Source organism: Mesorhizobium sp. P2_E6 (genome assembly GCF_056403835.1).
Map to the genome: position 1 here is coordinate 48,815 of NZ_JBFUEQ010000008.1, position 22,142 is coordinate 70,956.

At 63.0% G+C, this 22,142-nt stretch carries 21 protein-coding genes; 10 read left to right on the plus strand and 11 right to left on the minus strand.

Features of this window, described 5'->3' with window-relative positions:
• Positions 1-53: 53 nt before the first annotated feature.
• The gene (locus tag AC1D08_RS20605) at positions 54-353 is read right to left on the minus strand and encodes an AzlD family protein (RefSeq protein ID WP_095090988.1); all 300 of its coding nucleotides are present in this window, start codon (positions 351-353) and stop codon (positions 54-56) included.
• A complete protein-coding gene (locus tag AC1D08_RS20610; protein WP_457153879.1) occupies positions 350-1,084 on the minus strand; it encodes an AzlC family ABC transporter permease in 735 nt (244 codons plus the stop codon). Before AC1D08_RS20610 ends, AC1D08_RS20605 begins: the two co-directional genes overlap by 4 nt.
• Before the next feature lie 171 nt (positions 1,085-1,255).
• Here AC1D08_RS20610 and AC1D08_RS20615 point away from each other — a divergent pair, with 171 nt between their 5' ends.
• Both AC1D08_RS20615 and AC1D08_RS20620 read left to right on the plus strand, forming a co-directional pair.
• The gene (locus AC1D08_RS20615; protein WP_095090987.1) at positions 1,256-1,714 is read left to right on the plus strand and encodes an Lrp/AsnC family transcriptional regulator; all 459 of its coding nucleotides are present in this window, start codon (positions 1,256-1,258) and stop codon (positions 1,712-1,714) included.
• A 246-nt stretch (positions 1,715-1,960) separates the two neighbouring features.
• A complete protein-coding gene (locus AC1D08_RS20620) occupies positions 1,961-3,163 on the plus strand; it encodes an MFS transporter (protein ID WP_457153878.1) in 1,203 nt (400 codons plus the stop codon).
• Positions 3,164-3,173: 10 nt separating this feature from the next.
• Here the strand turns inward: AC1D08_RS20620 and mocR are convergent, their stop codons facing one another.
• A complete protein-coding gene (gene mocR, locus AC1D08_RS20625) occupies positions 3,174-4,625 on the minus strand; it encodes a rhizopine catabolism transcriptional regulator MocR (RefSeq protein WP_457153877.1) in 1,452 nt (483 codons plus the stop codon).
• Positions 4,626-4,723: 98 nt separating this feature from the next.
• On the opposite strand from mocR, the gene AC1D08_RS20630 reads away from it, so the two are divergent.
• The 5 genes from AC1D08_RS20630 (at position 4,724) to AC1D08_RS20650 (ending at position 9,798) form a co-directional block, all read left to right on the plus strand.
• A complete protein-coding gene (locus AC1D08_RS20630) occupies positions 4,724-5,842 on the plus strand; it encodes a Gfo/Idh/MocA family protein (RefSeq protein WP_477423882.1) in 1,119 nt (372 codons plus the stop codon).
• The gene (gene iolE / locus AC1D08_RS20635; protein WP_457152544.1) at positions 5,839-6,738 is read left to right on the plus strand and encodes a myo-inosose-2 dehydratase; all 900 of its coding nucleotides are present in this window, start codon (positions 5,839-5,841) and stop codon (positions 6,736-6,738) included. Before AC1D08_RS20630 ends, iolE begins: the two co-directional genes overlap by 4 nt.
• 156 nt (positions 6,739-6,894) lie before the next feature.
• Complete coding sequence (locus AC1D08_RS20640) at positions 6,895-7,851, plus strand: rhizopine catabolism ABC transporter substrate-binding protein (RefSeq protein ID WP_457152543.1); 957 nt, start codon at positions 6,895-6,897, stop codon at positions 7,849-7,851.
• Positions 7,852-7,906: 55 nt separating this feature from the next.
• The gene (locus AC1D08_RS20645; RefSeq protein WP_457152542.1) at positions 7,907-9,004 is read left to right on the plus strand and encodes an ABC transporter permease; all 1,098 of its coding nucleotides are present in this window, start codon (positions 7,907-7,909) and stop codon (positions 9,002-9,004) included.
• Complete coding sequence (locus AC1D08_RS20650) at positions 9,004-9,798, plus strand: ATP-binding cassette domain-containing protein (RefSeq protein WP_477228121.1); 795 nt, start codon at positions 9,004-9,006, stop codon at positions 9,796-9,798. The genes AC1D08_RS20645 and AC1D08_RS20650 overlap by 1 nt, the downstream gene beginning before the upstream one ends.
• Before the next feature lie 61 nt (positions 9,799-9,859).
• On the opposite strand, the gene AC1D08_RS20655 is transcribed toward AC1D08_RS20650, so the two are convergent.
• Together AC1D08_RS20655 and AC1D08_RS20660 are read right to left on the minus strand one after the other, a co-directional pair.
• On the minus strand, positions 9,860-10,156 hold the full coding sequence (locus AC1D08_RS20655; RefSeq protein ID WP_457152540.1) for an HlyU family transcriptional regulator: 297 nt from the start codon (positions 10,154-10,156) through the stop codon (positions 9,860-9,862).
• Between the two features lie 232 nt (positions 10,157-10,388).
• Complete coding sequence (locus AC1D08_RS20660; RefSeq protein ID WP_457152539.1) at positions 10,389-11,066, minus strand: PadR family transcriptional regulator; 678 nt, start codon at positions 11,064-11,066, stop codon at positions 10,389-10,391.
• Positions 11,067-11,338: 272 nt separating this feature from the next.
• Here AC1D08_RS20660 and AC1D08_RS20665 point away from each other — a divergent pair, with 272 nt between their 5' ends.
• Positions 11,339-11,596: a DUF2798 domain-containing protein gene (locus tag AC1D08_RS20665; RefSeq protein ID WP_457152538.1), complete on the plus strand. Its 258-nt coding sequence runs from the start codon at positions 11,339-11,341 to the stop codon at positions 11,594-11,596.
• Between the two features lie 68 nt (positions 11,597-11,664).
• Here AC1D08_RS20665 and AC1D08_RS20670 read toward each other — a convergent pair whose 3' ends face one another.
• From AC1D08_RS20670 to AC1D08_RS20680, 3 genes are all read right to left on the minus strand, one after another.
• The gene (locus AC1D08_RS20670; protein ID WP_457152537.1) at positions 11,665-12,057 is read right to left on the minus strand and encodes a thiol-disulfide oxidoreductase DCC family protein; all 393 of its coding nucleotides are present in this window, start codon (positions 12,055-12,057) and stop codon (positions 11,665-11,667) included.
• Between the two features lie 40 nt (positions 12,058-12,097).
• Positions 12,098-13,156, minus strand: coding sequence for a DMT family transporter (locus tag AC1D08_RS20675; RefSeq protein WP_457152536.1), 1,059 nt, complete (start codon positions 13,154-13,156; stop codon positions 12,098-12,100).
• Between the two features lie 104 nt (positions 13,157-13,260).
• Complete coding sequence (locus tag AC1D08_RS20680) at positions 13,261-13,554, minus strand: GYD domain-containing protein (protein WP_095091717.1); 294 nt, start codon at positions 13,552-13,554, stop codon at positions 13,261-13,263.
• A gap of 321 nt (positions 13,555-13,875) precedes the next feature.
• Between AC1D08_RS20680 and AC1D08_RS20685 the strand changes: the two genes are divergently transcribed.
• Positions 13,876-14,934: a TauD/TfdA family dioxygenase gene (locus AC1D08_RS20685; RefSeq protein WP_457152535.1), complete on the plus strand. Its 1,059-nt coding sequence runs from the start codon at positions 13,876-13,878 to the stop codon at positions 14,932-14,934.
• Between the two features lie 117 nt (positions 14,935-15,051).
• On the opposite strand, the gene rpoD is transcribed toward AC1D08_RS20685, so the two are convergent.
• From rpoD to AC1D08_RS20700, 3 genes are all read right to left on the minus strand, one after another.
• Entirely contained in the window at positions 15,052-17,073 is a 2,022-nt protein-coding gene (gene rpoD, locus AC1D08_RS20690; RefSeq protein WP_095090975.1) for an RNA polymerase sigma factor RpoD, read from the minus strand.
• A gap of 485 nt (positions 17,074-17,558) precedes the next feature.
• The gene (gene dnaG / locus AC1D08_RS20695; protein ID WP_477228122.1) at positions 17,559-19,493 is read right to left on the minus strand and encodes a DNA primase; all 1,935 of its coding nucleotides are present in this window, start codon (positions 19,491-19,493) and stop codon (positions 17,559-17,561) included.
• Between the two features lie 148 nt (positions 19,494-19,641).
• Positions 19,642-20,010, minus strand: coding sequence for an RcnB family protein (locus tag AC1D08_RS20700; RefSeq protein WP_457151315.1), 369 nt, complete (start codon positions 20,008-20,010; stop codon positions 19,642-19,644).
• Positions 20,011-20,388: 378 nt separating this feature from the next.
• Between AC1D08_RS20700 and AC1D08_RS20705 the strand changes: the two genes are divergently transcribed.
• Positions 20,389-22,059 carry a Na/Pi cotransporter family protein gene (locus tag AC1D08_RS20705; protein WP_477228123.1) on the plus strand — a complete coding sequence of 557 codons (1,671 nt, stop codon included), beginning with the start codon at positions 20,389-20,391 and terminating at the stop codon, positions 22,057-22,059.
• Positions 22,060-22,142 lie beyond the last annotated feature (83 nt).

Below are 22,142 nucleotides of genomic sequence, written 5' to 3' on the forward strand. Positions count from 1 at the left end.
GCTACATTGCCACCGATGAGAAAAGGCAGGCGCCGGCGCCTGCCCTTTTTGTCCTAGCCGATCAGATGCCTCAGAATGCCCGCCGAGGCGACCCCGATCAGCACGGTCGGCAGCATGGAGAACCGTGTTGCGGCGACAAAAGTGATGGCCAGCGCCAGAAGGTCAGCCGGGTTCCTCGACACGAAGGCCGGTGCGATCACCGAGATCAGAACGCAGCCGGGTGCAGCCTCCATCACCGCCGTGGCACGGACGCTGAGCGTGCGGTTGCGCAGCACGAGATAGCCGCCGATCCGGGTCAGATAGGTGACGCCGGCCATCAGCACGATGGTGAAAAGGGTCGTCGCGTCGATCATGTTTCTCTCCAGAAGAACCAGGCCGAGACCAGCCCCGACACCGCACCCGCCGCGACATACCAGGCGCCGGGAACCATGAGATAGGTCAGCGCCGCGACGACAAGGCTGACCAGCCAGGGCCGCGCGGCGGCCACGCCCTTCCACATGCCACGCATCAACACCAGGAAGACCGCCGGAAACGCCATGTCGAAACCATAGGTCTCGACATGGCCCAGCATCGGGCCGAGCAAGGCACCCAGCGTGGTGAAGGCCACCCAGGTGAGATACATCGCCAGTGCCGCGCCCATATAGTAGCGCGGGCTGAAGGCTGGCGTGATACCAGCCGCGGCGCGCTGCCTGGCGTCGGCAAGCCCGAGCGCCCAGCTCTCGTCGCATAGGAAGAACAGCGCCGGAAACATCTTGCGCGGCGGCAGGTGACGCAGGAACGGCGCCAATGCAGCCCCCATCAGCAGGTGCCGGCTGTTGACCAGGAAGGTGATGGCGACGATGAGCAGGATGTGTGGCGGCGACGTCCACAGCTGGATCGCCGCGAATTCCGAGCCGCCGGCAAAATTCAGCCCTGTCATTGCCGAGAGTTCGACGACGCTCAAGCCTTTCTGGGTGGCCTGGGCGCCGAGCACCAGCGCATAGGGGATGGTGCCGAACAACACCGGCGCGCATGACGCCACGCCACGGCGGAACTCGGACGTCGAACCATCGCCTGCCGCCTCGACTGCCTGTGAAATGCTCATGTTTTGCCATCGGTCGGCCTCGCGGCCGCCGCTTCCAATTGCGTTTGAAATCAGTGATGTCGGCGGCAAATATACCGATACCGTCCAGCAATTTGGTTGCGAAGATTGTTGTATTTCATCTATCTTTGGCATTGAGTGCCGCAAATCACCAGAGAAATGGAATCCGTAGCCATGAAGCTCGATGAGATCGACAAACGCATCCTGCGGGCACTGCAACGCGACGGCCGCATGGCCAACAATGATCTGGCCAACGAGGTCGGGCTGTCGCCATCGCCTTGCCTGCGGCGCGTGAAGCTGCTGGAGGAGGCCGGCGTCATCGACCGCTACGTCGCCGTGCTCAACCCAGCCAGCATCGGCAAGGGGCTGACCTTCTTCACCCGCATCTGGCTGAAGCAGCAGGACGAGGACACGATCGAGCATTTCGCAACCGAAGTGGCCAAGCTGCCGCAGGTGATGGAATGCTATCTGATGCTCGGCGATTGCGATGCCCTGGTGCGCGTGGTGGCGGCCGGCATCGACGACTACCGCCGCTTCCAGTCGGAGCATCTGAGCCGCATCAAGGGTGTGCAGAACGTCAAGACCGACGTCCCCAGCCAGACGATCAAATACACATCCGAACTGCCGCTATGACGCATGTCACCCAAGAGTGTGAAGCGGTTTTGGGACCACGACATGCGTCCAAAAACCATGTCGCCCAAAAGTGTGAAGCGGTTCTGGGAGCGTGACACGCCGCCTGTAGAAAGCGGCCGGGGCGACCGGAAAAGGCGCCAGTTAGACTGGATAAAAAATGCAACCGGATTGTAGGATCGATATCCGTGCCAGCGTCCTTCGGACGCAAGCAGCGCGCTGCGCTGCGCTCTGGCATGGGAGAAAAATATGAGCCTTTCCTATCGTTGGGTCATCGTCGCGGCTGGCGCGCTGATGTCCTGTGTCGCCATCGGCACGATGTTTTCGCTGGCGATCTTCCTCGAGCCGATGGCGATCGACACCGGCTGGTCGCGCGCCGGCATTTCGAGCGCCATGACCCTCAACTTCCTGGTGATGGGCCTTGGCGGCTTCGCCTGGGGCGCCCTGTCCGACCGTTTTGGCGCCCGCATCGTCGTGACAATCGGCGCGGTGCTGCTCGGGCTGGCACTGGTACTGGCCAGCCGCGCCGGCTCGCTGCTGACCTTCCAGATCACCTATGGCGTGTTGGTCGGCCTCGCGGCCAGCGCCTTCTTCGCGCCGATGATCGCGCTGACATCAGGCTGGTTCGACACCAACCGCAGCCTTGCCGTCTCGCTGGTCTCGGCCGGCATGGGCGTGGCACCGATGACGATCTCGCCCTTCGCCCGTTGGCTGATCTCGGCCTATGAATGGCGCACGGCCATGTTCGACATCGGCATCACCGCATGGGTGCTGCTGTTGCCGGTCGTGCTGCTGGTCCGCCAGCCGCCGAAGCCAGCCGTGGCCGATATCGGTTCCGCACCGGTTGCCGAAGGCGCCGGCCTGACGGCCGGCCAGGCGCTGCGCTCACCACAATTCATCGTGCTCGGGCTGACCTTCTTTGCCTGCTGTGCTGCCCATTCCGGGCCGATCTTCCATATGGTCAGCTATGCCATGCTATGCGGCGTGGCGCCCATGGCGGCGGTCTCGATCTACAGCGTTGAGGGCCTGGCTGGGCTTGGCGGGCGGCTTCTCTACGGCGTGCTTGCCGATCGGCTCGGCGTCAAGCCGGTGCTGATCGCGGGCCTGGCAATCCAGGCGATCGTCATTGCCGCCTATCTCAGCATCAGCCAGCTCGAGCAGTTCTACATGCTGGCCGTCATCTTCGGCGCCACCTATGGCGGCGTGATGCCGCTCTATGCGGTGCTGGCGCGCGAGTATTTCGGCCAGCGCATCCTGGGCACCGTGTTCGGCGCCGCGACCATGCTGTCCAGCCTCGGCATGGCGCTCGGTCCGCTGGCCGGCGGCATGGTGTTCGATGCCTATGCCAACTATTCCTGGCTGTTCATCGGCTCGGCCATCATCGGCCTAGGCGCGGTCGGCATCGCGATCGCCTTCCCGCCGCTGCCGCGCCGGGAGTTGCAGACGGCGTGATCTTTGGAGTCTAGCCGAAATGGGCTTGCAGCACGGCTCGAAATTTTTGCATCGTCTTTTCGGTTGTCTGCGCATCGGCAGCCGCAAAACCCATGACAAGCCCGTTTTGTTCCGAGCCGTGACGGTACTGGATCGATAGGGCCGAGACGTTGATCCCCTGATGGAGCAACGCCTCGGCAATCGCCGCGTCGTTACATCTATCGCGGAAAATGCCGACAACCTGGATGCCGGATTCGGTTGAATGAAAATCCAGCCATTCTCCGAGATGCCTTTGAGCGCTCTCTAGGAAGAACTGCCGCCTGTCCGCATAGAGGCGTCGCATGCGCCTCAGATGGCGGGTAAAGTGCCCCTCGTTCATGAAGTCCGCCAGTGCTGCCTGGGCAAGCAATGGGGCGAACTGGCCGGTCACGCTCAGCGCCGAGACGATTGTGTGGTCTATCGCCTTGGGCGCCACCAGAAAGCCGAGGCGCATGGCCGGAAACAGGATTTTCGCGAAGGTACCGACATAGACCACGCGGTTCGACGCGCCGATGCCCTGCAGCGCCGGTATAGGTTGCCCCTGAAAACGGTATTCGCCATCGTAGTCGTCCTCGATGATCCATGACCGCCAGGTCTCGGCCATGTGCAGGAGATTGAGCCGCTGTTCCATCGGCATGGTTATGCCGAGCGGATGGTGGCAGGAGGGCGTCACGAAAATCATGCGCGGAATGACAGGAGGCGGATCGAGGTTCCAGCCTGCATTGCCCACGCGCAGCGGCGCCAGTTTCGCCCCAGCCGAGACGAAAGCCGAACCCGCCCCGTAGTATCCCGGCTCCTCCATCCACACCGTGTCGCCTTCGTCGATCAGCAGCCGGGCCAGGAGATCGAACGCCGACTGCGCGCCATTGGTCACGACGATCTGCTCGGCGGTGCACTGAACGCCCCGCGACGCGGTGAGATAGCGAGCGATAGCCTCGCAAAGAGGTGGATAGCCTTTGACGTGATAGGTCCCGAAAAGGTCGATATGCGCAAATTTTGCGCGGCGGCTGAGCAGTTTCGACCAGGTGTTGAACGGAAAATTATCCGGGTCCGGCATGCCGGGATGAAATGCGAGCATGCCGGGTCGGCCGTGATGATAGGGTTGGGCGAGCATGGCCTGCCCGCGCAATGATATCGGATTCTCACCCTCGACCGATACATGCTCCGCCGCGGTCGAACGGGTCGGCAGATCCATGACCACCGAGGGCCGGCGTGGCCTTATCGCCAGATAACCCTCCAGCGCCAGCTGGTCGCAAGCTGCAATCACCGTGTTGCGGCCCACCTGCAGATCACGCGCCATGACCCGTGTCGAGGGCAGCGCGTGGCCGCTCGGCAGCACACGCCGTTCGATCAGACCGCGCAACTGGACGTAGAGCTGCCTGTGCAGGTTGGCGGAACTGCCGCGATCCAGCGCAATACCGTCGATTGGAAAACTCGTCTTCATCGTGGTTCCGAAAAATCAATGCAAACTGGTTCTAACAATGGAACCAAAGCAGTCCTACGCTCAAGAAAAATGCGTTCAGGTTCAGGTGGGGCTGACCGATGCAGTGCATAAGGGTGGGAGTGATCGGTGCGGGAGGCGTCGCCCAGGTCGAGCACATCCCGAATCTGCTCAAATTGCACCGGCAGTTCAAGATCCTCGGCGTCTATGATCCTTCGCGCAAAACCCGCGCCTTTGTCGGCGAGGAATTCGGCCTCGCTACATTCGCCGATCTCGACGGACTTCTTGCGATGCCGCTTGACGCCGTAGTCATAGCCTCCCCCGATGCCTTGCACTGGGAACAGGCTCTCGCCGCCTTCGCCCGGGGGCTGCACGTCTTCTGCGAAAAGCCGCTTTGCTACAGCGCCGGGGACATCGACGACCTGATCGCCGCCCGGGATCGCGCCGGCAAGGTGCTTCAGGTCGGCTACATGAAGCGTTTCGATCCGAGCTACGAGGCGGCGCTGAAGATGCTGCCGGGCACGGCGCGGACGCTTCGCTACATTTCGGTCGAGGTCAACGATCCCGACGCCTGGCCCTTTGTCCGGCACCATTCCACATGCCGGGGTGACGACGTCGCGGTGGATCTGGTTGCCGTGACCGAAGCCAGGCAGCGCGAGCAGGTGGTTCGAGCGGTGCCTGGACTGGATGATCCCGACGCCTTTCGTGGTTTTGTCGGCGCCTATTGTTCAGCGATCGTGCACGACGTTAACGCCGTCCACGGGCTGCTCGATGCGCTCGGCGTCACGGATGGCGACATTGTCGGCGCCTCGCTTTTTGCCAGGGGTGAAGGCGGCCAGGGTGCCGTGCGGCTGCTCGGTGGCCAGGCGCTGTGGAACATGGTGCATCTGGCCGTACCTGGGCTCGCCGACTACCGAGAGCGCATAACGCTCTACTTCGACCAAGCCTCGCTCGAACTGGAATTCCCTTCGCCCTATCTCAACCACCAACCGACACGGCTGACCCTGCGCACCAGCGACGGCCACACGCTATCCAGCCGCGACATCCGCAGCGGATACGAAGAGGCGTTTGTCGAGGAGTTGAAGGGTTTCTGGTCGGCGATCGTCGAAGGCACGCCGGTGCGTAACACCGCCGAGCAGGCGCGTCGCGACATGACGCTGCTGGCCGGGCTCACCCGGCGCCACCTTGCCCAGCTCAAGCAATCAGGAGCTCGCCCGTGACGGTTCGCATCGGCATAAACCCGATCACCTGGAGCAATGATGACGTGCCGGAACTCGGCGGCGATACGCCACTCGAGGTCTGTCTCGGCGAGACCAAACAGGCCGGCTATTCCGGCACTGAACTTGGCGGCAAGTTCCCGCGCCGGTCGGCCGAGCTGAAGCCGATCATGGAGCGCTATGGCCTTGCCGTGATTTCGGGCTGGTATGATGGCCGCTGCGACGAGAAGGAAGTCAGCGCGGAAATGGATGCGATCATGCCGCATCTCCAGCTGTTGAAGGATATGGGCGCGGCGCATGTCGTTTATGCCGACACCTCGCGTGGACGCCATGACGCCATCTGGGGACCGATCTCGCAACGCCCGGCACTGAGCCCGCAGGAATGGCCGGCCTACGGCCGCAAACTGACCGCGCTGGCCGAGCGGATGGCGGATTTCGGCGTGCGCATGGCCTTTCACCACCATATGGGGACCATCGTCGAGACCGATGCCGAGGTGGCCCTGCTGATGCGCCACACCGGCGAGGCGGTCGGCTTGCTCTACGACACCGGCCATTCGATATTCTCGGGCGGCGATCCGCTGGCTTTGATCAGGGCGCACGTCAAGCGCGTCGTGCACGTGCATTGCAAGGACGCGCGCAAGGCCGTGCTTGATCGGGCCCGCGCGCAAGACATGAGTTTCATGGGGGCGGTCATGGATGGGATATTCACCGTTCCCGGCGACGGGTTCATCGATTACCCGGCCATTTTGCGCGTGCTTGCCGACAACGGCTACAGCGGCTGGCTGGTCGTCGAGGCCGAGCAGGATCCCAGCAAGGCCAACCCGCTGACCTATGCGACGATGGGATTCCGGAATTTGTCGCGCATGGCTGGGGAAGCCGGATTTACTGTCAGGGAATGATCGAGGCCACTATTTGGTCTCCAAGGAACCAGTGCTGATGAATGAAACTGGACAGAGGTGTGCGAAGATTCAGGTCATGGAATAACAACACACCTTGAAGGGGCAACTGGACTGCCGACCGTAACTGCGGCGGCGGAAAACAAACAGGAGGTTGTTATGTTTTCGCTTGCGAAGTTAATAAAGCCTGCGCTCGGCCTGCTGGCCGGCGTCACGATGATGGCGGCGGCCACCAGTCTTGCGGCCGCCGATGATACGCACGTGGTGTTTGTAACCCATGGCCAGAGCGGCGACCCCTACTGGTCGGTCGTGAAGAACGGCATGGACGATGCGGCCAAGACCCTGGGCGTCAAGGCCGAATATCTGGCGCCCGAAACATTCGACATGGCCAAGATGGCGCAAATGATCGACGCCATTACAGCCTCGAAGCCCGATGGGATGGTTGTTTCGATCCCCGACGCCGCGGCCCTTTCAGGTCCGGTCAAGAATGCCGTTGCCGCCGGCATCCCGGTCATCGTCATCGACTCCGGCGGCTCGAAGCTGACTCATGATCTTGGCGGCCTGCTGTTCATGGGACAGGACGAATTTCAGGCGGGCGTCATGGCCGGCGAGCGCATCAAGGCACTCGGCCTCACCAAGGCGGTCTGCGCCAATCACGAGGTGGGCAATTCCAGCCTTGACGATCGCTGCGCGGGCTTTGCCAAGGGGCTGGGCGTCGATGTTCCGGTGATGAACGGCGTCATCGACCCGACCGAAATGAAGAACCGCATGATCGCCTATATGACCGCCCATGCCGATACGCAGTTCATTCTCGCTGTCGGCGCCAGCGGTGCCGAACCAACGCTGGCCGCGCTCGATGAAATGGGCCTCGCGGGCAAGGTGAAAACCGGCACGTTCGATCTGTCTCCCACCATCCTGCAGGCCGTTGTTGCCGGCAAGATGGAGTGGGGCATCGACGCCCAGCAATATGCCATGGGCTATATCCCGGTCGCGATGTTCGACCTTTGGAAGAAGTACAAGATCATGCCGATCGCCGACTATCCGACTGGCCCCGGTTTCGTCACCAAGGATACTGCCGCCTCGGTCATCGATCTGGCAAAACAGGGCAAGCGTTAACCGCTGGCGGCCGGGCTCCGGCCCGGCCGCTTTCACCGATGAAGGTAACGCATCCATGGCTGCAGAGGTTCGCGACGAGCGGATCCGGTCCGTCTCCCGCCTGAGCCGCCTGTTGAGCAGGCCGGAACTTGGCGCGGCGGCCGGGACCGTTCTGGTCTTTGTGTTCTTCGCCATCACGGCGGGAAATACGGGACTTTTCAGTGCCAAGGGGATCATCAATTTCCTCGAGGTCTCGGCCCAGCTTGGCATTCTCGCCGCACCCGTGGCCCTGTTGATGATCGCGGGCGAGTTCGACCTGTCGGTAGGCTCGATGATTGGCTTTGCCGGGATCCTGATCGCGATCCCTTCCGTATTCTGGGGCTGGCCCATCTGGCTTTCGCTGCTGTTTTCCTTCGCTGTTTGCGGCGGTATCGGTGCGCTCAACGGGCTCGCCGTCGTCAAGACCGGGCTGCCCTCCTTCATCGTGACGCTCGGAAGCCTGTTCATGCTGCGCGGCCTGACGCTCGGTCTCACCCGCGGCATATCCGGGCGGACCCAGGTTTCGGGCGTGCATGAACTGGCGTTGAACGATCCTCTCAACAGCCTGTTTTCAGGCCAGGTGTTTTCCGGCCTGATCGCCTGGCTTTCGGACATCGGCCTGGTCGGCAAGCGGGCGGACGGACTGCCGTCGATTTCCGGCATTCCGGTGTCGATCGTCTGGTGGATCGCATTGACCTTGATCTGCACCTGGTTGCTGACGCGCAGCCGCTTCGGCAACTGGATCTTCGCCGCCGGCGGTGAAGCCAACGCCGCGCGCAACCTCGGTGTACCGGTGGCGCGCACCAAGATCACGCTGTTCGTCATGACGGCCATGGCGGCCGCGCTCTTTGCTGCGATCCAGGTCCTGGTCACCGGCTCGGCCGACACGCTGCGCGGCACCCAGAAGGAATTCGAGGCCATCATAGCCGTCGTCATCGGCGGCACGCTGCTCACCGGCGGCTACGGATCGGCCGTCGGCGCCATGTTCGGCGCATTGATCTTCGGCGTGGTGCAGATGGGCATCTTCTACACCGGCATAGACACGGACTGGTTCAAGCTGTTCATGGGCGCCATGATGGTCATCGCCGTGCTGTTCAACAGCTATGTGCGCAACCGCGCCATGAGGAGCCGGTGATGGCCGAGCCCTATGTCGAACTGAAGTCGGTCAGCAAGTATTTCGGATCGGTCGTTGCGCTGAAGGATGTGTCGTTCGACGTATGTCCGGGCGAAGTCCATTGCCTGCTCGGCGACAACGGCGCGGGCAAGTCGACGCTGATCAAGACGCTGTCCGGCGTCTACGCGCCAGACGAGGGTGAAATCCGCGTCCAGGGCAAGCCGACGAGGTTTGCGTCACCGGCCGATACGCGCAACAGCGGCATCGCAACGGTCTATCAGGACTTGGCTTTGGTGCCGCTCATGAGCGTGGCGCGAAACTTTTTTCTCGGGCGCGAGCCAATGCGCAAGTTCGGCCCGATCAGCCAGTTTGACGCCGAGTTCGCCAACCGCACCGCGTATGACGAATTGTCGGCGATGGGCATCCAGCTGCGCGATCCGGAACAGCCTGTCGGCACGCTTTCGGGCGGGGAACGGCAGTGCCTGGCCATCGCCCGCGCCGTTTATTTCGGCGCCAAGGTGCTGATCCTGGATGAGCCGACATCGGCGCTGGGGGTCCATCAGGCATCTGTCGTCCTGAAGCTCATCGTCCAGTCCAAGGCGCGCGGCATCGGCGTCATCTTCATTTCCCACAACGTTCATCACGCCTATGTGGTCGGCGACCGCTTTACCTTGTTGAAGCGCGGCAGATGCACCGGCACCTACGCGAAAAGCGAAATTGATCGCGATCAGTTGCTCAATCTGATGGCCGGCGGCAAGGAACTGGTCGACCTGGAACAGGAACTCAATAGAGCGGTCAAAGGCAGCCCCGCGTAGGGGAAGTAAAGGTCAACCAGCTGGCGCAAAGCCGACGATCGTCGCCTCGACCGGTCCTGCCCTATCGGAAGATCCGCTCGCCCTGCTCGTCCACCAGCTGGATGCCCTTCTTGATCGAGATGTCGACGGCGTCGTCGAGCCCGGCGAAGCGGTCGGCACGGATGAATTTGTGCTCCTTGACGACGCCATCGACCTCCTTGGAGACGACGCCGCAGGTCTGGTACTGGCCCTCGGCCTTGTAGGGCGTGGCGCTGATCAGGAACCCCTTGTGCTCGACCTGCTTGGCCGGCGCTGCACTTTTTGGTTCACCTGCCTCGGCTTCGCCACCGCCACCGAAAAGACGTTTTAGAAAAGACATCGCTCAAATCTCCCTGTTCGCCCTGCAATCGCGGCCTGCCCTGTTCGCGATTCACGACGCTGTCGTTCCAGAATGCGCGAATGTGCCGCCGCATTCCAGCCCCCTGATGAAGACGTCGGCTGGCAGATCGATCTCGTCAGCCTGCCGCAGCCGGTCAATCGAAATGACAAAAAGCCCGGGGGTTCCCGAGCTTTTGTCTGTTCTGGCTTTTGGCGGTACTGGACGGGCGGCCTCAGCCGCGCGACAGCGCTTCCAGCGCCTCGGCGGCACCTTCGAGAATGGCGATCGCCTCGGCCTGCTTGTCGGCCGGGGCATCGACGAAATCGCCGAGAGCCGCACGCAGCCGGTGACGCACGGCGCGGAATTCGTCGCGCGCTTCCGAGCGGCCACCACGACCGCCGCGACGCCCGCCCTCTTCGCGCTCGTCGTTCCAGCCGAACCAGTCGCGCGCCTTGGCCATCTTGCGGCCGAAGCGCTCGAGGTGGTCGAGCACGCCGTCGATCATCTCGCGGTTGTCGTTGAGATGCGCCTGCCCGGCTTCGGTGATCGAAAACACCTTCTTGTTGCCGTCGGCCGCGGAAGCGGCATAGCCGGCTTCTTCCAGGAAGGTCAGCGTTGGGTAGACCACGCCCGGGCTCGGGCTGTAGATGCCGCTGGTGCGCTCTTCAAGCGCCTTGATGATGTCGTAGCCGTGGCGCGGTGCCTCGGCCAGCAGCGACAGCGTGATCAGCTTGAGATCGCCGTCGGCCAGCATGCGCCCGGCGCGGAACATGTCGCCCGGCCCGCCGCGTCCGCCGCCACGACCGCCATGGCCGAACGGGCCAAAGCCGCCGCCACGGCCGCCGAACTTGCCGGCCATGTGCATGAATATGCGCTCGCCGAAATGATTGTGCCCGAATTGCTTGTGCATTGATTGCTCCTTGAGTTCTATCTTACGATATATCTTAACTAGGCGCACCAATCGCTGGAGTCAAGATATATCTTACGATGTATCTGAATGCCGCGCCAGAGGCTTGCTTTTGCCGGAACGCGCCGCTAGAAGGCCCGCGAGCGCCACGGCTGCTCCGTAAGCGTCTGACGTCAGGCAACGCATCCAACCCCGGTCCTTCCGGGCAATTGCGCCGAAAACCGGCGAATGGATGCCAAATGCGACGGACCGGACACTTCAGGGAAACTCCCAAAATGACTGCAAGAAATCGGCGCAGGAAGCTGCCTGCGCGCTATGCTGCCATCCTCAGCCCGCTGGTGCTGTCGCTGTTGATGACCTTCATTGTCTCATTCATCTCGACGCTGAAAAGCCTCGGTTTCCACCCCGGCCTGCCGACGATCTGGATGACGGCCTGGGGTTTGTCCTGGCTGGTGGCGTTTCCAACGCTGCTGCTGGTGCTGCCGATGGTGCGCCGCATCGTCGGCGCACTCTGCGAGCCGGCCGGCCGATAGGGCCTGGCGAAGGGAGGTCCGCAAATGGTTCGGGACCTCCATTCGCCCCGGTCACCGACGAGGAACCGCTACCAGCGGCCGTTGCGCCGGTTCCAGGCGTAGAGCAGGTCGGCGAACTGATCATAGGCAAAGCGCGTCAACGGCAAGGCGACCGGATTGCCTAACACCGTCGCCAGCCAGCCCTCGCCCGGCGTTATCAGCCACACGGCAATCGCGACATCGGCACCGACCAGCAGTCGGCCGTCGGCGTCGGTGGCGTGCAGCCGGCGGCGGACATCCTCAAGCGACGCACCAAATCGAGCAAGTGCTGCCGGTTCAAGATTGATGTCGCGAAACGCGATCCGCCCGGCCTTGACCGCTTCGATCAGCCGCCGCTTTTGCCGGCTGATACCGGCATCGCAAACCGGGCAGCGTGTGTTGTACCAGACGGTCAGCAAAGGCTTGGCCCGTTGCTCGGGCATGATTCCTCCAAAAACCGGTACCTGTTTCCTGGGATCATGCTCAACCGTGGCCATGCCTGTGGTGCAGGTCGGGATAATGCGGATGCCGGTGGCGCATGGGCGCATGCCGGTGCCAGTGCGAATGCGGCTCGCTCACCGGTCCGTCATGACGGTGCTGGTGGTGCTCGTCATGCACATGGCTGTGCTCGTGTTCCAGTTCCTCGTGGTCGTGCTCGTGCTCATGGCGTTCCGACAGATGCAGCCAGAGTCCGAAGGCCATCAGAAGCCCGGCAACCGCAAGCTTGAGCGTGACGGCGTCACCCAGGACGACGATTGCCAGCAGCGCGCCGATAAAGGGGGCGAGCGAGTAATACGCCCCTGTCCGTGCCGTGCCGAGATGACGCAGCGCCACGATGAACATCACCAGGCTGACCCCGATGACAAAGAAGCCGACGGCCGCGGTGACTGCGACGATCGACGCTGGCGGAAACGAAGCCCCGCCGGCGAGCGCCAACCCGACATTGACGACACCAGCCACCAGCCCTTTGAGCATGGCGATCACCACCGGGTCGGTGGCCGAGATCTTGCGTGTGAAATTGTTGTCCAGCCCCCACGCCAGGCACGCCGCGGCGACGAGCACGGCACCAAGGTTGAAGGCAACGCCCTCACCTTGCCACGACAGCAGAACGGCGCCGGCCACGATGGCGAAGGCGCCCAGGAGCAGCCGGCGGTCGACATTCTCGCGGTAGACGAGCCAGGCGATCGCCATCGTCGCCAACCCTTCGAGATTAAGCAGCAGCGCGGAACTGGATGCGGTGTTGAGGCCGAGGCCGAACATCAGCAGCACCGGCGCGACGATGCCGCCGGCGCCGATCGCCAGCAGCAGCCATGGTATGTCCCTGGCGGTCAGTTGCGCCTCGCCGCCGCCGCCGCCGCGAGCCGAGCGATAGAGGGCCAGCCCGGCGCCGGCGCCGAGATAGAGCAGACCGGCCAGCATGAAGGGATTGACGCTGTCGAGCAGCAGCTTGCACAGCGGCGGCGCAGCGCCGAACAGGATGGCGGAGCCAAGAGCGAGCGGCACGCCGGGCCACAGATGCGCATGTGAATTCGGTTCGGACATGGCCCCATCCTAGTGCATGTCGCCCAAAACTGCGCAGCGGATTTGGGCGACATGCATTACACAAGGACCTGAAGCGCTTCAGCCTCGGCGCTGTTCTGAGAGCACTACCCGAGCGAGGTGATGATCTCGCGGTAGGCAAATTCGGGGAAGGCTTTCAGCGTCCGCGTCCTGATGTTGCCGGCCGCCGCCAGCATCAGCGAGAAGCGAGCCAGGACCGCGTCGTCGGGCGCTTCAACCACGGCCACCATGTCGTATTCACCCATGGTCAGGTAGAACGCCTTGAACGATCCGCCCATGTCTCCCAGCTGCTTCCTGGCGGCGTCGAGTCGCTTCGGTGAATCGCGCACATTTCTGGCGCCCTGTTCCGTCCAGTTCATCAGCACGATATAGCTTGTCATGCACACCTCCCTCCGGGCCACGGAGCACGGCGGCTTCGCCGGGGCGGGCATCCGGGTTTGTCGCCCAGAAAATGCATCCGACGTCGAAATTATCCTCCCGCAGCGAACATCCTGCAAGGACTACCGCGCCGACGCCCTGTTGCTGGGTAAAGACGAGCCTCGCGAGGCGGCGGCAAAGCGACGGCCGTAAGACGGTCGGCGCACCGACCGGGGAAAGCCGGTTTTAAAACCCGCCCGATTGCGGCAATCTCGGTCGTGGCCGTCGATCTGGCGGAAATCCCCGGCCGGCAACCGAGACCGATCCAGCCGCCGGAGAGCTTCATGCGCGAAACCATCGACCTGCCGCCGGAATCGATCGAGAGTCCTGCCGCATGGACCGGCGAGGACATGGCGAAACATCCTGAGCGTTGGCTGGTCGAACTGGATGCGCGCGACGTCGCGGAACTGGAGTTGGCGGCAACCGGCTTTCTCGCCCGCTCGCAGGACATCGGCAACCTGACCAAGGCTGACTTCCCCTTGCCCCGGCTTGTCGGCCATCTTGCCGCCCTTCGCGAAAAACTGATCGCCGGCATTGGCTTCGAGGTGCTTCGCGGTCTCCCGGTCGAGAGATATTCAGCGCAAAGGGCGGCAACGATTTTCTGCGGGATTGGCGCGCATCTGGGAAGCGCACGATCCCAGAATGCCCAGGGCCATATCCTCGGCCACGTCCGCGACATAGGCGCCGACGCCAGGGACGCCACGACGCGCATCTACCAGACCTCTGAGCGCCAGACGTTTCACACCGACTCCGCCGATGTCGTCGGTCTGCTCTGCCGGCGCGATGCCATGCAAGGCGGCGAGTCCCTGCTGGTGAGCACAGCGACGATCTACAACGTGATGCGCAGGAAGCGGCCTGATCTCACCCGCCTGCTGTTTGATCCGATCGCCACCGACCGGCGCGGCGAGATACCGGAAGGGGAAAAACCCTACTTCGAAATCCCGGTTCTCAACTGGCATGCGGGATTGCTGACCGGCATCTATCAGCGCCAGTACATCGACAGCGCGCAACGCTTTCCGGATGCCATGCGGCTCAGCACCACACATATCGAAGCGCTGGATCTCTTCGACAGCCTTGCCAATGATCCCAGACTAAACCTGTCGATGCGCCTGCGGCCCGGCGACATGCAGTTCGTCTACAATCATTCGCTGCTTCACGACCGCAGCGGCTTTCGGGATTGGCCAGACCCGGACAAGCGGCGCCATATGCTGCGTTTGTGGTTGTCAGTGCCGGGCGACCGACCGCTGCCCGAGTGCTTCAGGCAGCGTTATGGCTCGATAGAGATCGGCGACCGGGGCGGCATCATCGTCAAGGGGACGCGGCTGAACGTGCCGTTGTGGTAGATCGACAACGGGCGGACGCCCCAGGCCTTCGCGGCGTTGATGCCCTTCGAAGAGCACACCGCAGCAGGCATCGGTATCGGCGTCAATTGAGCTGGCCGGCGACGACGCCGTCCCTGCTCAGCTGTCCAAGAAGCTCCTGAGCTTCCGGCTACGGCTTGGATGCTTCAGTTTCCTGAGCGCCTTGGCTTCGATCTGGCGGATGCGCTCGCGGGTGACCGAGAACTGCTGGCCGACCTCTTCCAGCGTATGGTCGGTGTTCATGCCAATGCCGAAGCGCATGCGCAGCACGCGCTCCTCGCGCGGCGTCAGCGAGGCCAGCACGCGGGTGGTGGTCTCGCGCAGATTGGCCTGGATCGCCGCGTCGATCGGCAGGATCGCCATCTTGTCCTCGATGAAATCGCCTAGGTGCGAATCCTCCTCGTCGCCGACCGGCGTTTCGAGTGAGATCGGCTCCTTGGCGATCTTCAGCACCTTGCGCACTTTTTCGAGCGGCATGGCGAGTTTTTCGGCCAGCTCTTCCGGCGTCGGCTCACGGCCGATCTCGTGCAGCATCTGGCGCGAGGTGCGCACGATCTTGTTGATCGTCTCGATCATGTGCACCGGAATACGGATGGTGCGCGCCTGGTCGGCGATCGAACGCGTGATCGCCTGCCGGATCCACCATGTCGCGTAGGTCGAGAACTTGTAGCCGCGGCGGTATTCGAATTTGTCGACCGCCTTCATCAGGCCGATATTGCCTTCCTGGATCAGGTCGAGGAACTGCAGGCCGCGATTGGTGTATTTCTTGGCGATGGAGATGACGAGACGCAGATTGGCCTCGACCATTTCCTTCTTGGCGATCGCGGCTTCGCGCTCGCCCTTCTGCACCTGATTGACGATCTTGCGGAATTCCAGGATCGAGATCGCCGTTTCGGTGGCCAGATGCTGGATTTCGGCGCGCAGGTCGCGGATGGCGTCCTTCTCGTTCTTGGTGAATTCCTTCCAGCCGCGCGAGGTCAGGTTGCCGATCGCGCGCGTCCAGTTCGGGTCGAGCTCCGAGCCCTGATATTCCTTCAGGAATTCCTCGCGGCGCACGCCGTAGCTTTCGGCGAGCCGCAGCAGCTTGCCCTCGTTCTGCACCAGGCGCTTGTTGATGTCGTAGAGCTGCTCGACCAGCGCCTCGATGCGCGCCGTGTTGAGCGACAGCGACTTCACCGCCTTGATCAGCTGGTCCTTCAGCTCCTTCAGCCGGCGGTCCTGGCTGGGCGACAGCGTGCCGGCCGCGGCCAGCCGGTTCTCGACCTGCTGGTCCTGCAGCTTGCGCAGCTTCTTGTAGGTGTCGGCGATGACGTCGAGCGTCTCCATCACCTGGGGGCGGAGTTCCGCTTCCATCGCCGCCAGCGACAGGCTGGCCTCGTCCTCGTCTTCCTCGTCGTCATCGACCAGCCCGCGCGTGTCGGCGCCGACATTGGTGACGTCGTCTTCCTCGTCGCGCGAACGGCGCGGCTTGTCCTCGACCTTGGCTTCCTCAATGCGCTCCACCACCGGCGCCTGCTTGGCCTCGGGGCCGGCATAGGTGGCTTCGAGATCGATGATCTCGCGCAGCAGGATCTTGGATTCGTTGAGCTCATCGCGCCAGATGATGATGGCCTGGAAGGTCAGCGGGCTTTCGCACAGGCCCGCGATCATCGTCTCGCGGCCGGCCTCGATGCGCTTGGCGATGGCGATTTCGCCCTCGCGCGACAAAAGCTCGACCGAGCCCATCTCGCGCAGATACATGCGCACCGGATCGTCGGTGCGGTCGGTCGGCTCTTTCTTGGTGGTGGTGGCAGCAACGGCGGTGCCGGTCTGCTCGGCCAGCTCGTTGGCGTCTTCCTCGGCATCAGCCGCAGTGTCTGCGGCCTCGGGCTCTTCGCCCTGCTCGTCGTCCTCGACCACGTTGATGCCCATGTCGGACAGCATCGCCATGGTGTCCTCGATCTGCTCTGAGGTCACTTCCTCGGAGGGCAGCACCGAATTCAGCTCGTCCATGGTGACATAGCCGCGCTTCTTGGCGGCCTTGATCATCTTCTTGACAGCATCATCGGAAAGGTCGAGCAGAGGGCCATCGGTGGCACCTTCGCGTTCGGTTTCGACCTCTTCCTTTTCCTTTGTCGCCATAGTCTTTATCTTCTCCTAGCGGCCGAACATCAAAGCCGCGTAAGCTGTCGGACCAGTCAAATCGGATGCACTCGCTTATGAGTCGCGCTTCACCGGGCCAGTAACTGCATCTCTCGTTAAGTCCAGATTAACCCTGATATCTGTGGCAGGCAGCTTGCCTGTCCAGTGACCAGTACCTCACATCGTTTATTTCCCGTCGACGCGGGTGCGGGTTAACGTTTCGAATCGTCCTGATTCCGCCATTCTGCCGGAAGGTCAAGCGCCTCTCGCATGATTCGCATGAAAAAAGCGAATCAATTACCCGACTTAGCCCCGCCAAGCGCCATTTGGACGCGCAACAGCGCTTTCACATTTCACTCTCTTGCCGAGCCCGTCCTGCCCTATCGGCCGGCAAAGGCTCTGTCTTTCTTTTGGTGGAAGCACGATCTCTGGACAAACGGTTTCCGTTTGTCCGAAAAACCGTTCCCACTTTTCGGGATCATGCTTTAAGCCCGCCCGGCCCTGCCCGAGGATACACCGAATCCTTCGATCAGCGCTTCCGTCGCTTGTACATCCTGAAATTGCGCCTGAATTTCGATCAGGTGCCGATAGTTTTCATCTGTGGGATCGGTGGCGAGCGCCGCTTCCGCCTGTTTCAGCTCCTTATGTAAGGTGCGCGCGCTGCGCTGCAAGTGCAGGGCCTGGCTGAAAGCGTCGCGGGCATCCTCGAGGGCTGCGGTTTCCAGCGCCGGCCAATGCCGCATTCGCCGGATCAGCCCGACCGCCCGCTCCCAGATCTCGGCGCAGCCGGCGCGCTCGATCATTGCCACCACGGCCTGACGGTCGTTGGCCATGTCATGCGCCATCGCGTCGAGGATGGCGGCGTGCAGCCGCCTCAGATCGGAGTTGGCGAGATCGAGAAACTCGATATGTGCGAAATTCTCGTCGATCAGCACCGGATGGTTGACCAGCGCGACGATGATCGTCGCCTCGCGCATCGACATCCCCTCGCTGCCGCGCTTGACCAGCGCCGAGCGGCCGAGGCTCTCGGTGATCGGCGTGCGTCCGCCGCCGGCCTTGGCGAATTGTCCGCCCGGCGGCGGCGCCTTGCCTTGGCCCGGGCGCCCATCCTGGCGGCCTTGCCTTGTACCGCGCTGCGCGCCGAAGAAGCTCAGCACGCGCTCGCGCATTTCCTGTTGATAGTGATAGCGAAGGCTTTCGTCGCGGATGCGGCTGGTCAGTTCGCGCAACGTCTTTTCGAGCTCGGCCCGCCGCTCCGGCGTGTCGAAGACGCCGCCGGCCGTTTCGCGCATCCACAGAAGGTCGGCCAGCGGCCGCGCATCGGCCAGCACGGAACGGAAAGCGTCCGGCCCTTCGGCCTTGACCAGGTCGTCGGGATCCTTGCCTTCCGGCAGCAGTGCAAAGCGCGCCGAGCGCCCTGCCTGCACCGCCGGCAGCGCCATGTCGGCGGCCCGCCAGGCAGCCTTCAGGCCGGCCTTGTCACCGTCGAAGCACAACACCGGCTCGCCGGCCATGCGCCACAACAGCTCGAGCTGGTTTTCGGTGAGCGCCGTGCCCAGCGGCGCCACGACATTCTCGAAGCCGGCCTGCGCCAGCGCGATCACGTCCATATAGCCTTCGACGGCAATGACCGTGCCGCCCTTGGCAAGCGCCTTGCGGGCGCGGGCGAAATTGTAGAGCACGTTGCCCTTGTGGAAGAGCTCTGTGTCGGGCGAGTTCATGTATTTGGCCAGCGCATCCGGCGCCAGCGCGCGGCCCCCGAAAGCAATGATCTTGCCACGCGAATCCGGGATCGGGAACATGATGCGGTCGCGGAACCAGTCATAGGAGACCGGAATGTCGTCGCCATGCCGCACCAGCCCGCAGGCCTCGATATCGGCTTTGGGAACACCCCTGGCGGCGAGATGCTCCTTCAGCGCATTGCGGCTGTCGGGCGCGAAGCCGAGCCGGAACGATTGCTGCGTCGCCGGTGTCAGCCCACGATCGCGCAGATAAGCGCGGGCTTTCGCGCCCTCCGGCCCCTGTAGGCGCTCCTGGAAGAAGGCGGTCGCCATCTCCATGACGTCCGTCAGGCTGGCGCGTTCCTTTTCGCGCCGCTCCTCCTGCGCATCGCGAACCGGCATCGGCACGCCGGCCATGTCGGCGACCTTCTCGACCGCTTCGGGAAAGCTCATGCCGTCGAGTTCGGTGAGGAACTTGAAATGATCGCCCGAAACCGAGCAGCCGAAACAATGGTAGCGGCCCTTCTTGTCTTCGCAGTGGAAGGATGGGCTCTTCTCGCCATGGAACGGGCAGCAGGCCCAATAATCGCCGCGCGGCGCGTTGGTCTTCTTCCTGTCCCACGCGACGCGCTGGCCGATCACCGATGAAATCGGCACGCGGTCGCGTATCTCGTCGAGGAAGGCGGGCGGAAAGCGCATCGGGAAACTCGTTTCCCCACCATATAATCATGCCCGCGGAATCCGACGACCCCTAATGCGGACGATGCCCGGTTTCCACAGGGCAAAAAGGCGGCCGTAGCGGGTCGCCTTTCTTTCACCTCCAGCAGGATGCTGGCCCAGACGGGACTTACTGCCCGGCAAGCGCGCCGAAAATGACGCCGGAGAGGACGCCGACAAGCACATAGTCGTTGCCGACGCGGATCCACTCCTGGCCGCGGCCGGGGCGATGCAGGCCATAGCGGCCATAGTCGCGGATCGGCCGGTGCTGCCTCCAACCGGAATACTTCTGGCCATTGCGCCAATGGCTGCGCTTCACGACGATCTTCTTCTTCACGACACGCTTCCTGACGTCGACGTGCTTGCCGGGCTTTTGCCAGTCGACCTGGCTGTAGGTCGACTGCGGGGCGTTCGGCGCATTCATCGGCGCGGCCTGGCCGGCGAGCGACGTGGCGGCCAGCATCGAGAAAGCGAGAGCGGAAAGGACAATGCGTTTCATTGGAAGTCTCCTTGGTTGTCGATGCCCAAGGGATAGTGACCCACCGATGAACCGAAACTGAACACCTGCATTACAATTGCGTAATGAATTCCTTAGCTTATTTAGGAGAGTTGAACATCCTCGCAAAGATCGCAACCAAACGTGCGCGATCCGCAGCGACACAGCAGCCTCGCAATGCAACCATTTGCGCGTCCGTCCATTTTCCGACACCGCCTGTCGCGGCGCAACGGCCCTTGAAATCGACAAGATTTTATTACCCGGCTAATGTAATATCGTCATTCTGGTCACTGCTATGAACATGATTCGCACCCTCGTTTCCCCCACTGATCGCCGCGCTGATCGCATCGCGCACCCCGTTGTCCGCATGCGGAAGGCGACATGAGCGGTTCCGTCGTCCTACTGCATCTGGCCGGCGCCGTGGCGCTGATGCTGTTTGCCACCCGCATGGTGAAAACCGGCGTCGAGCGTGCCTATGGCGACGTGCTGCGCCACCGTCTGCGCGCCACCATGCGCAATCCGATCATGGCGGTGCTGGCCGGCACCGGCCTCGCCATCGCCCTGCAAAGCTCCACCGCCGTCACACTGCTGGTCGGCTCCTTCGCCGGCTCTGGCATCGTCTCGGGCGCCGCAGGGCAGCTTGCCGTGCGCGGTGCGGAAATCGGCTCGGCGCTGGTGGTCAAGCTGCTGACCTTCGATCTCACCCTGCTGGTGCCGCTCTGCCTGATCACCGGCACGGTGATGTTCATGGCCACCGAGCGGCGCGACTGGCGCCAGTCCGGCCGCATTCTGGTCGGTATCGGCCTTTTGATCCTGTCGCTGGAAATGATCGGCCAGGCATCGGAGCCGCTGCGCAACAGCCAGCTCATGCCGGTTATCATCAATTACTTCTCCAGCGATTCCATTACCGCATATCTGCTGGCGGCGCTGATCACCTGGCTGTTCCAGTCGAGTATCGCGGCGGTTCTGTTGATGGCGACGCTGGCCGGCCGTGGCCTGATCACGCCGGAACTCGGCGTCGTCCTCATCCTCGGCGTCAACCTCGGATCCTCGATCATCGCGCCGATGCTGACCCGTTCGGCCGGGCCTGCCGTGCGCGTCGTGCCGATCGGCAATCTCCTGATGCGCGGGCTTGGCTCGTTGGTCGTGCTGATCCTGTTCATGACCTTCAGGCCGCACGTCGCCTTCCTTGGCGCGACGGCGGCGGACCAGATCGTCAACGCTCACATCCTGTTCAATGTGCTGATCCTTCTCGCCGGCCTGCCGCTGGCCGGGTTCGTCTACCGCGCCTCGGAGAAGATCGTGGCACTCGGCACCAAACCGGCGCCGGCTGCCACACTCGATGTCGTCGAGCTTTCCGCGCTCAACGAGAGCGCGCTGGACGTTCCAAGCCAGGCATTGGCCAATGCCACGCGCGAGGTGGTGCGGGTCTGCGAGACCGTCGAGATCATGCTCAAGCGCATCATCGAGCTGTACGAGAGCGCCGATGCCGACAAGATCAAGGCGCTGGCGGCACTCGACGACCGCGTCGACCGCAAGCACGCGGCGATCAAGCTCTATCTGGCCAAGCTTACCAGGAACCCGCTGACCGAGGACGAGGCGCTGCGCTGCCAGGAGTTGATCGGCGCCTGCGTCAAGCTGGAGCAGGTCGGCGACATCATCGTGCGCAACATGCTGGTGCATGTGAAGAAGAAGCTCGAGCGCGGGTTGGAGTTTACTCCCGAGGGCTGGCGCGAACTGTGCGCTTTCCACGCTTCGGTGCTGGCCAATGCTCGGCTCGCCTTCAACGTGCTGGTATCACGCGATCCCGAGACCGCCCGCCAGCTGGTGCTGGAAAAGGACCAGCTGCGCGACCGCGAGAAGGAAACCAGCGCCAGCCATTTCGTGCGGCTGCGCGACGGCACCGCCAAGAGCGTCGAGACCAGCTCGATCCATCTCGACACCATCCGCGACCTGAAGCAGATCAATTCGCTTTTGGCGTCGATGGCCTATCCGGTGCTCGAAGAGCGCGGTCTCCTCACTGGATCGCGGCTTAAGGCGAGCGGAGGTTGACCCTGCCGGTCTCCCCGCGAGGGAGATCGGCCGTTCCACGCCCGCACGTTCCACTCAAGAAAACCTAAAGTGGCGACAAAGAT

What these genes read in the sequence shown, in the direction of transcription:
- AC1D08_RS20605 (WP_095090988.1), bottom strand. Translation starts at nt 353, where the DNA reads ATGATCGACGCGACGACCCTTTTCACCATCGTGCTGATGGCCGGCGTC.
- AC1D08_RS20610 (WP_457153879.1), bottom strand. Translation starts at nt 1,084, where the DNA reads ATGAGCATTTCACAGGCAGTCGAGGCGGCAGGCGATGGTTCGACGTCC.
- AC1D08_RS20615 (WP_095090987.1), top strand. Translation starts at nt 1,256, where the DNA reads ATGAAGCTCGATGAGATCGACAAACGCATCCTGCGGGCACTGCAACGC.
- AC1D08_RS20620 (WP_457153878.1), top strand. Translation starts at nt 1,961, where the DNA reads ATGAGCCTTTCCTATCGTTGGGTCATCGTCGCGGCTGGCGCGCTGATG.
- mocR (WP_457153877.1), bottom strand. Translation starts at nt 4,625, where the DNA reads ATGAAGACGAGTTTTCCAATCGACGGTATTGCGCTGGATCGCGGCAGT.
- AC1D08_RS20630 (WP_477423882.1), top strand. Translation starts at nt 4,724, where the DNA reads ATGCAGTGCATAAGGGTGGGAGTGATCGGTGCGGGAGGCGTCGCCCAG.
- AC1D08_RS20640 (WP_457152543.1), top strand. Translation starts at nt 6,895, where the DNA reads ATGTTTTCGCTTGCGAAGTTAATAAAGCCTGCGCTCGGCCTGCTGGCC.
- AC1D08_RS20645 (WP_457152542.1), top strand. Translation starts at nt 7,907, where the DNA reads ATGGCTGCAGAGGTTCGCGACGAGCGGATCCGGTCCGTCTCCCGCCTG.
- AC1D08_RS20650 (WP_477228121.1), top strand. Translation starts at nt 9,004, where the DNA reads ATGGCCGAGCCCTATGTCGAACTGAAGTCGGTCAGCAAGTATTTCGGA.
- AC1D08_RS20655 (WP_457152540.1), bottom strand. Translation starts at nt 10,156, where the DNA reads ATGTCTTTTCTAAAACGTCTTTTCGGTGGCGGTGGCGAAGCCGAGGCA.
- AC1D08_RS20660 (WP_457152539.1), bottom strand. Translation starts at nt 11,066, where the DNA reads ATGCACAAGCAATTCGGGCACAATCATTTCGGCGAGCGCATATTCATG.
- AC1D08_RS20665 (WP_457152538.1), top strand. Translation starts at nt 11,339, where the DNA reads ATGACTGCAAGAAATCGGCGCAGGAAGCTGCCTGCGCGCTATGCTGCC.
- AC1D08_RS20670 (WP_457152537.1), bottom strand. Translation starts at nt 12,057, where the DNA reads ATGCCCGAGCAACGGGCCAAGCCTTTGCTGACCGTCTGGTACAACACA.
- AC1D08_RS20675 (WP_457152536.1), bottom strand. Translation starts at nt 13,156, where the DNA reads ATGTCCGAACCGAATTCACATGCGCATCTGTGGCCCGGCGTGCCGCTC.
- AC1D08_RS20680 (WP_095091717.1), bottom strand. Translation starts at nt 13,554, where the DNA reads ATGACAAGCTATATCGTGCTGATGAACTGGACGGAACAGGGCGCCAGA.
- AC1D08_RS20685 (WP_457152535.1), top strand. Translation starts at nt 13,876, where the DNA reads ATGCGCGAAACCATCGACCTGCCGCCGGAATCGATCGAGAGTCCTGCC.
- rpoD (WP_095090975.1), bottom strand. Translation starts at nt 17,073, where the DNA reads ATGGCGACAAAGGAAAAGGAAGAGGTCGAAACCGAACGCGAAGGTGCC.
- dnaG (WP_477228122.1), bottom strand. Translation starts at nt 19,493, where the DNA reads ATGCGCTTTCCGCCCGCCTTCCTCGACGAGATACGCGACCGCGTGCCG.
- AC1D08_RS20700 (WP_457151315.1), bottom strand. Translation starts at nt 20,010, where the DNA reads ATGAAACGCATTGTCCTTTCCGCTCTCGCTTTCTCGATGCTGGCCGCC.
- AC1D08_RS20705 (WP_477228123.1), top strand. Translation starts at nt 20,389, where the DNA reads ATGAGCGGTTCCGTCGTCCTACTGCATCTGGCCGGCGCCGTGGCGCTG.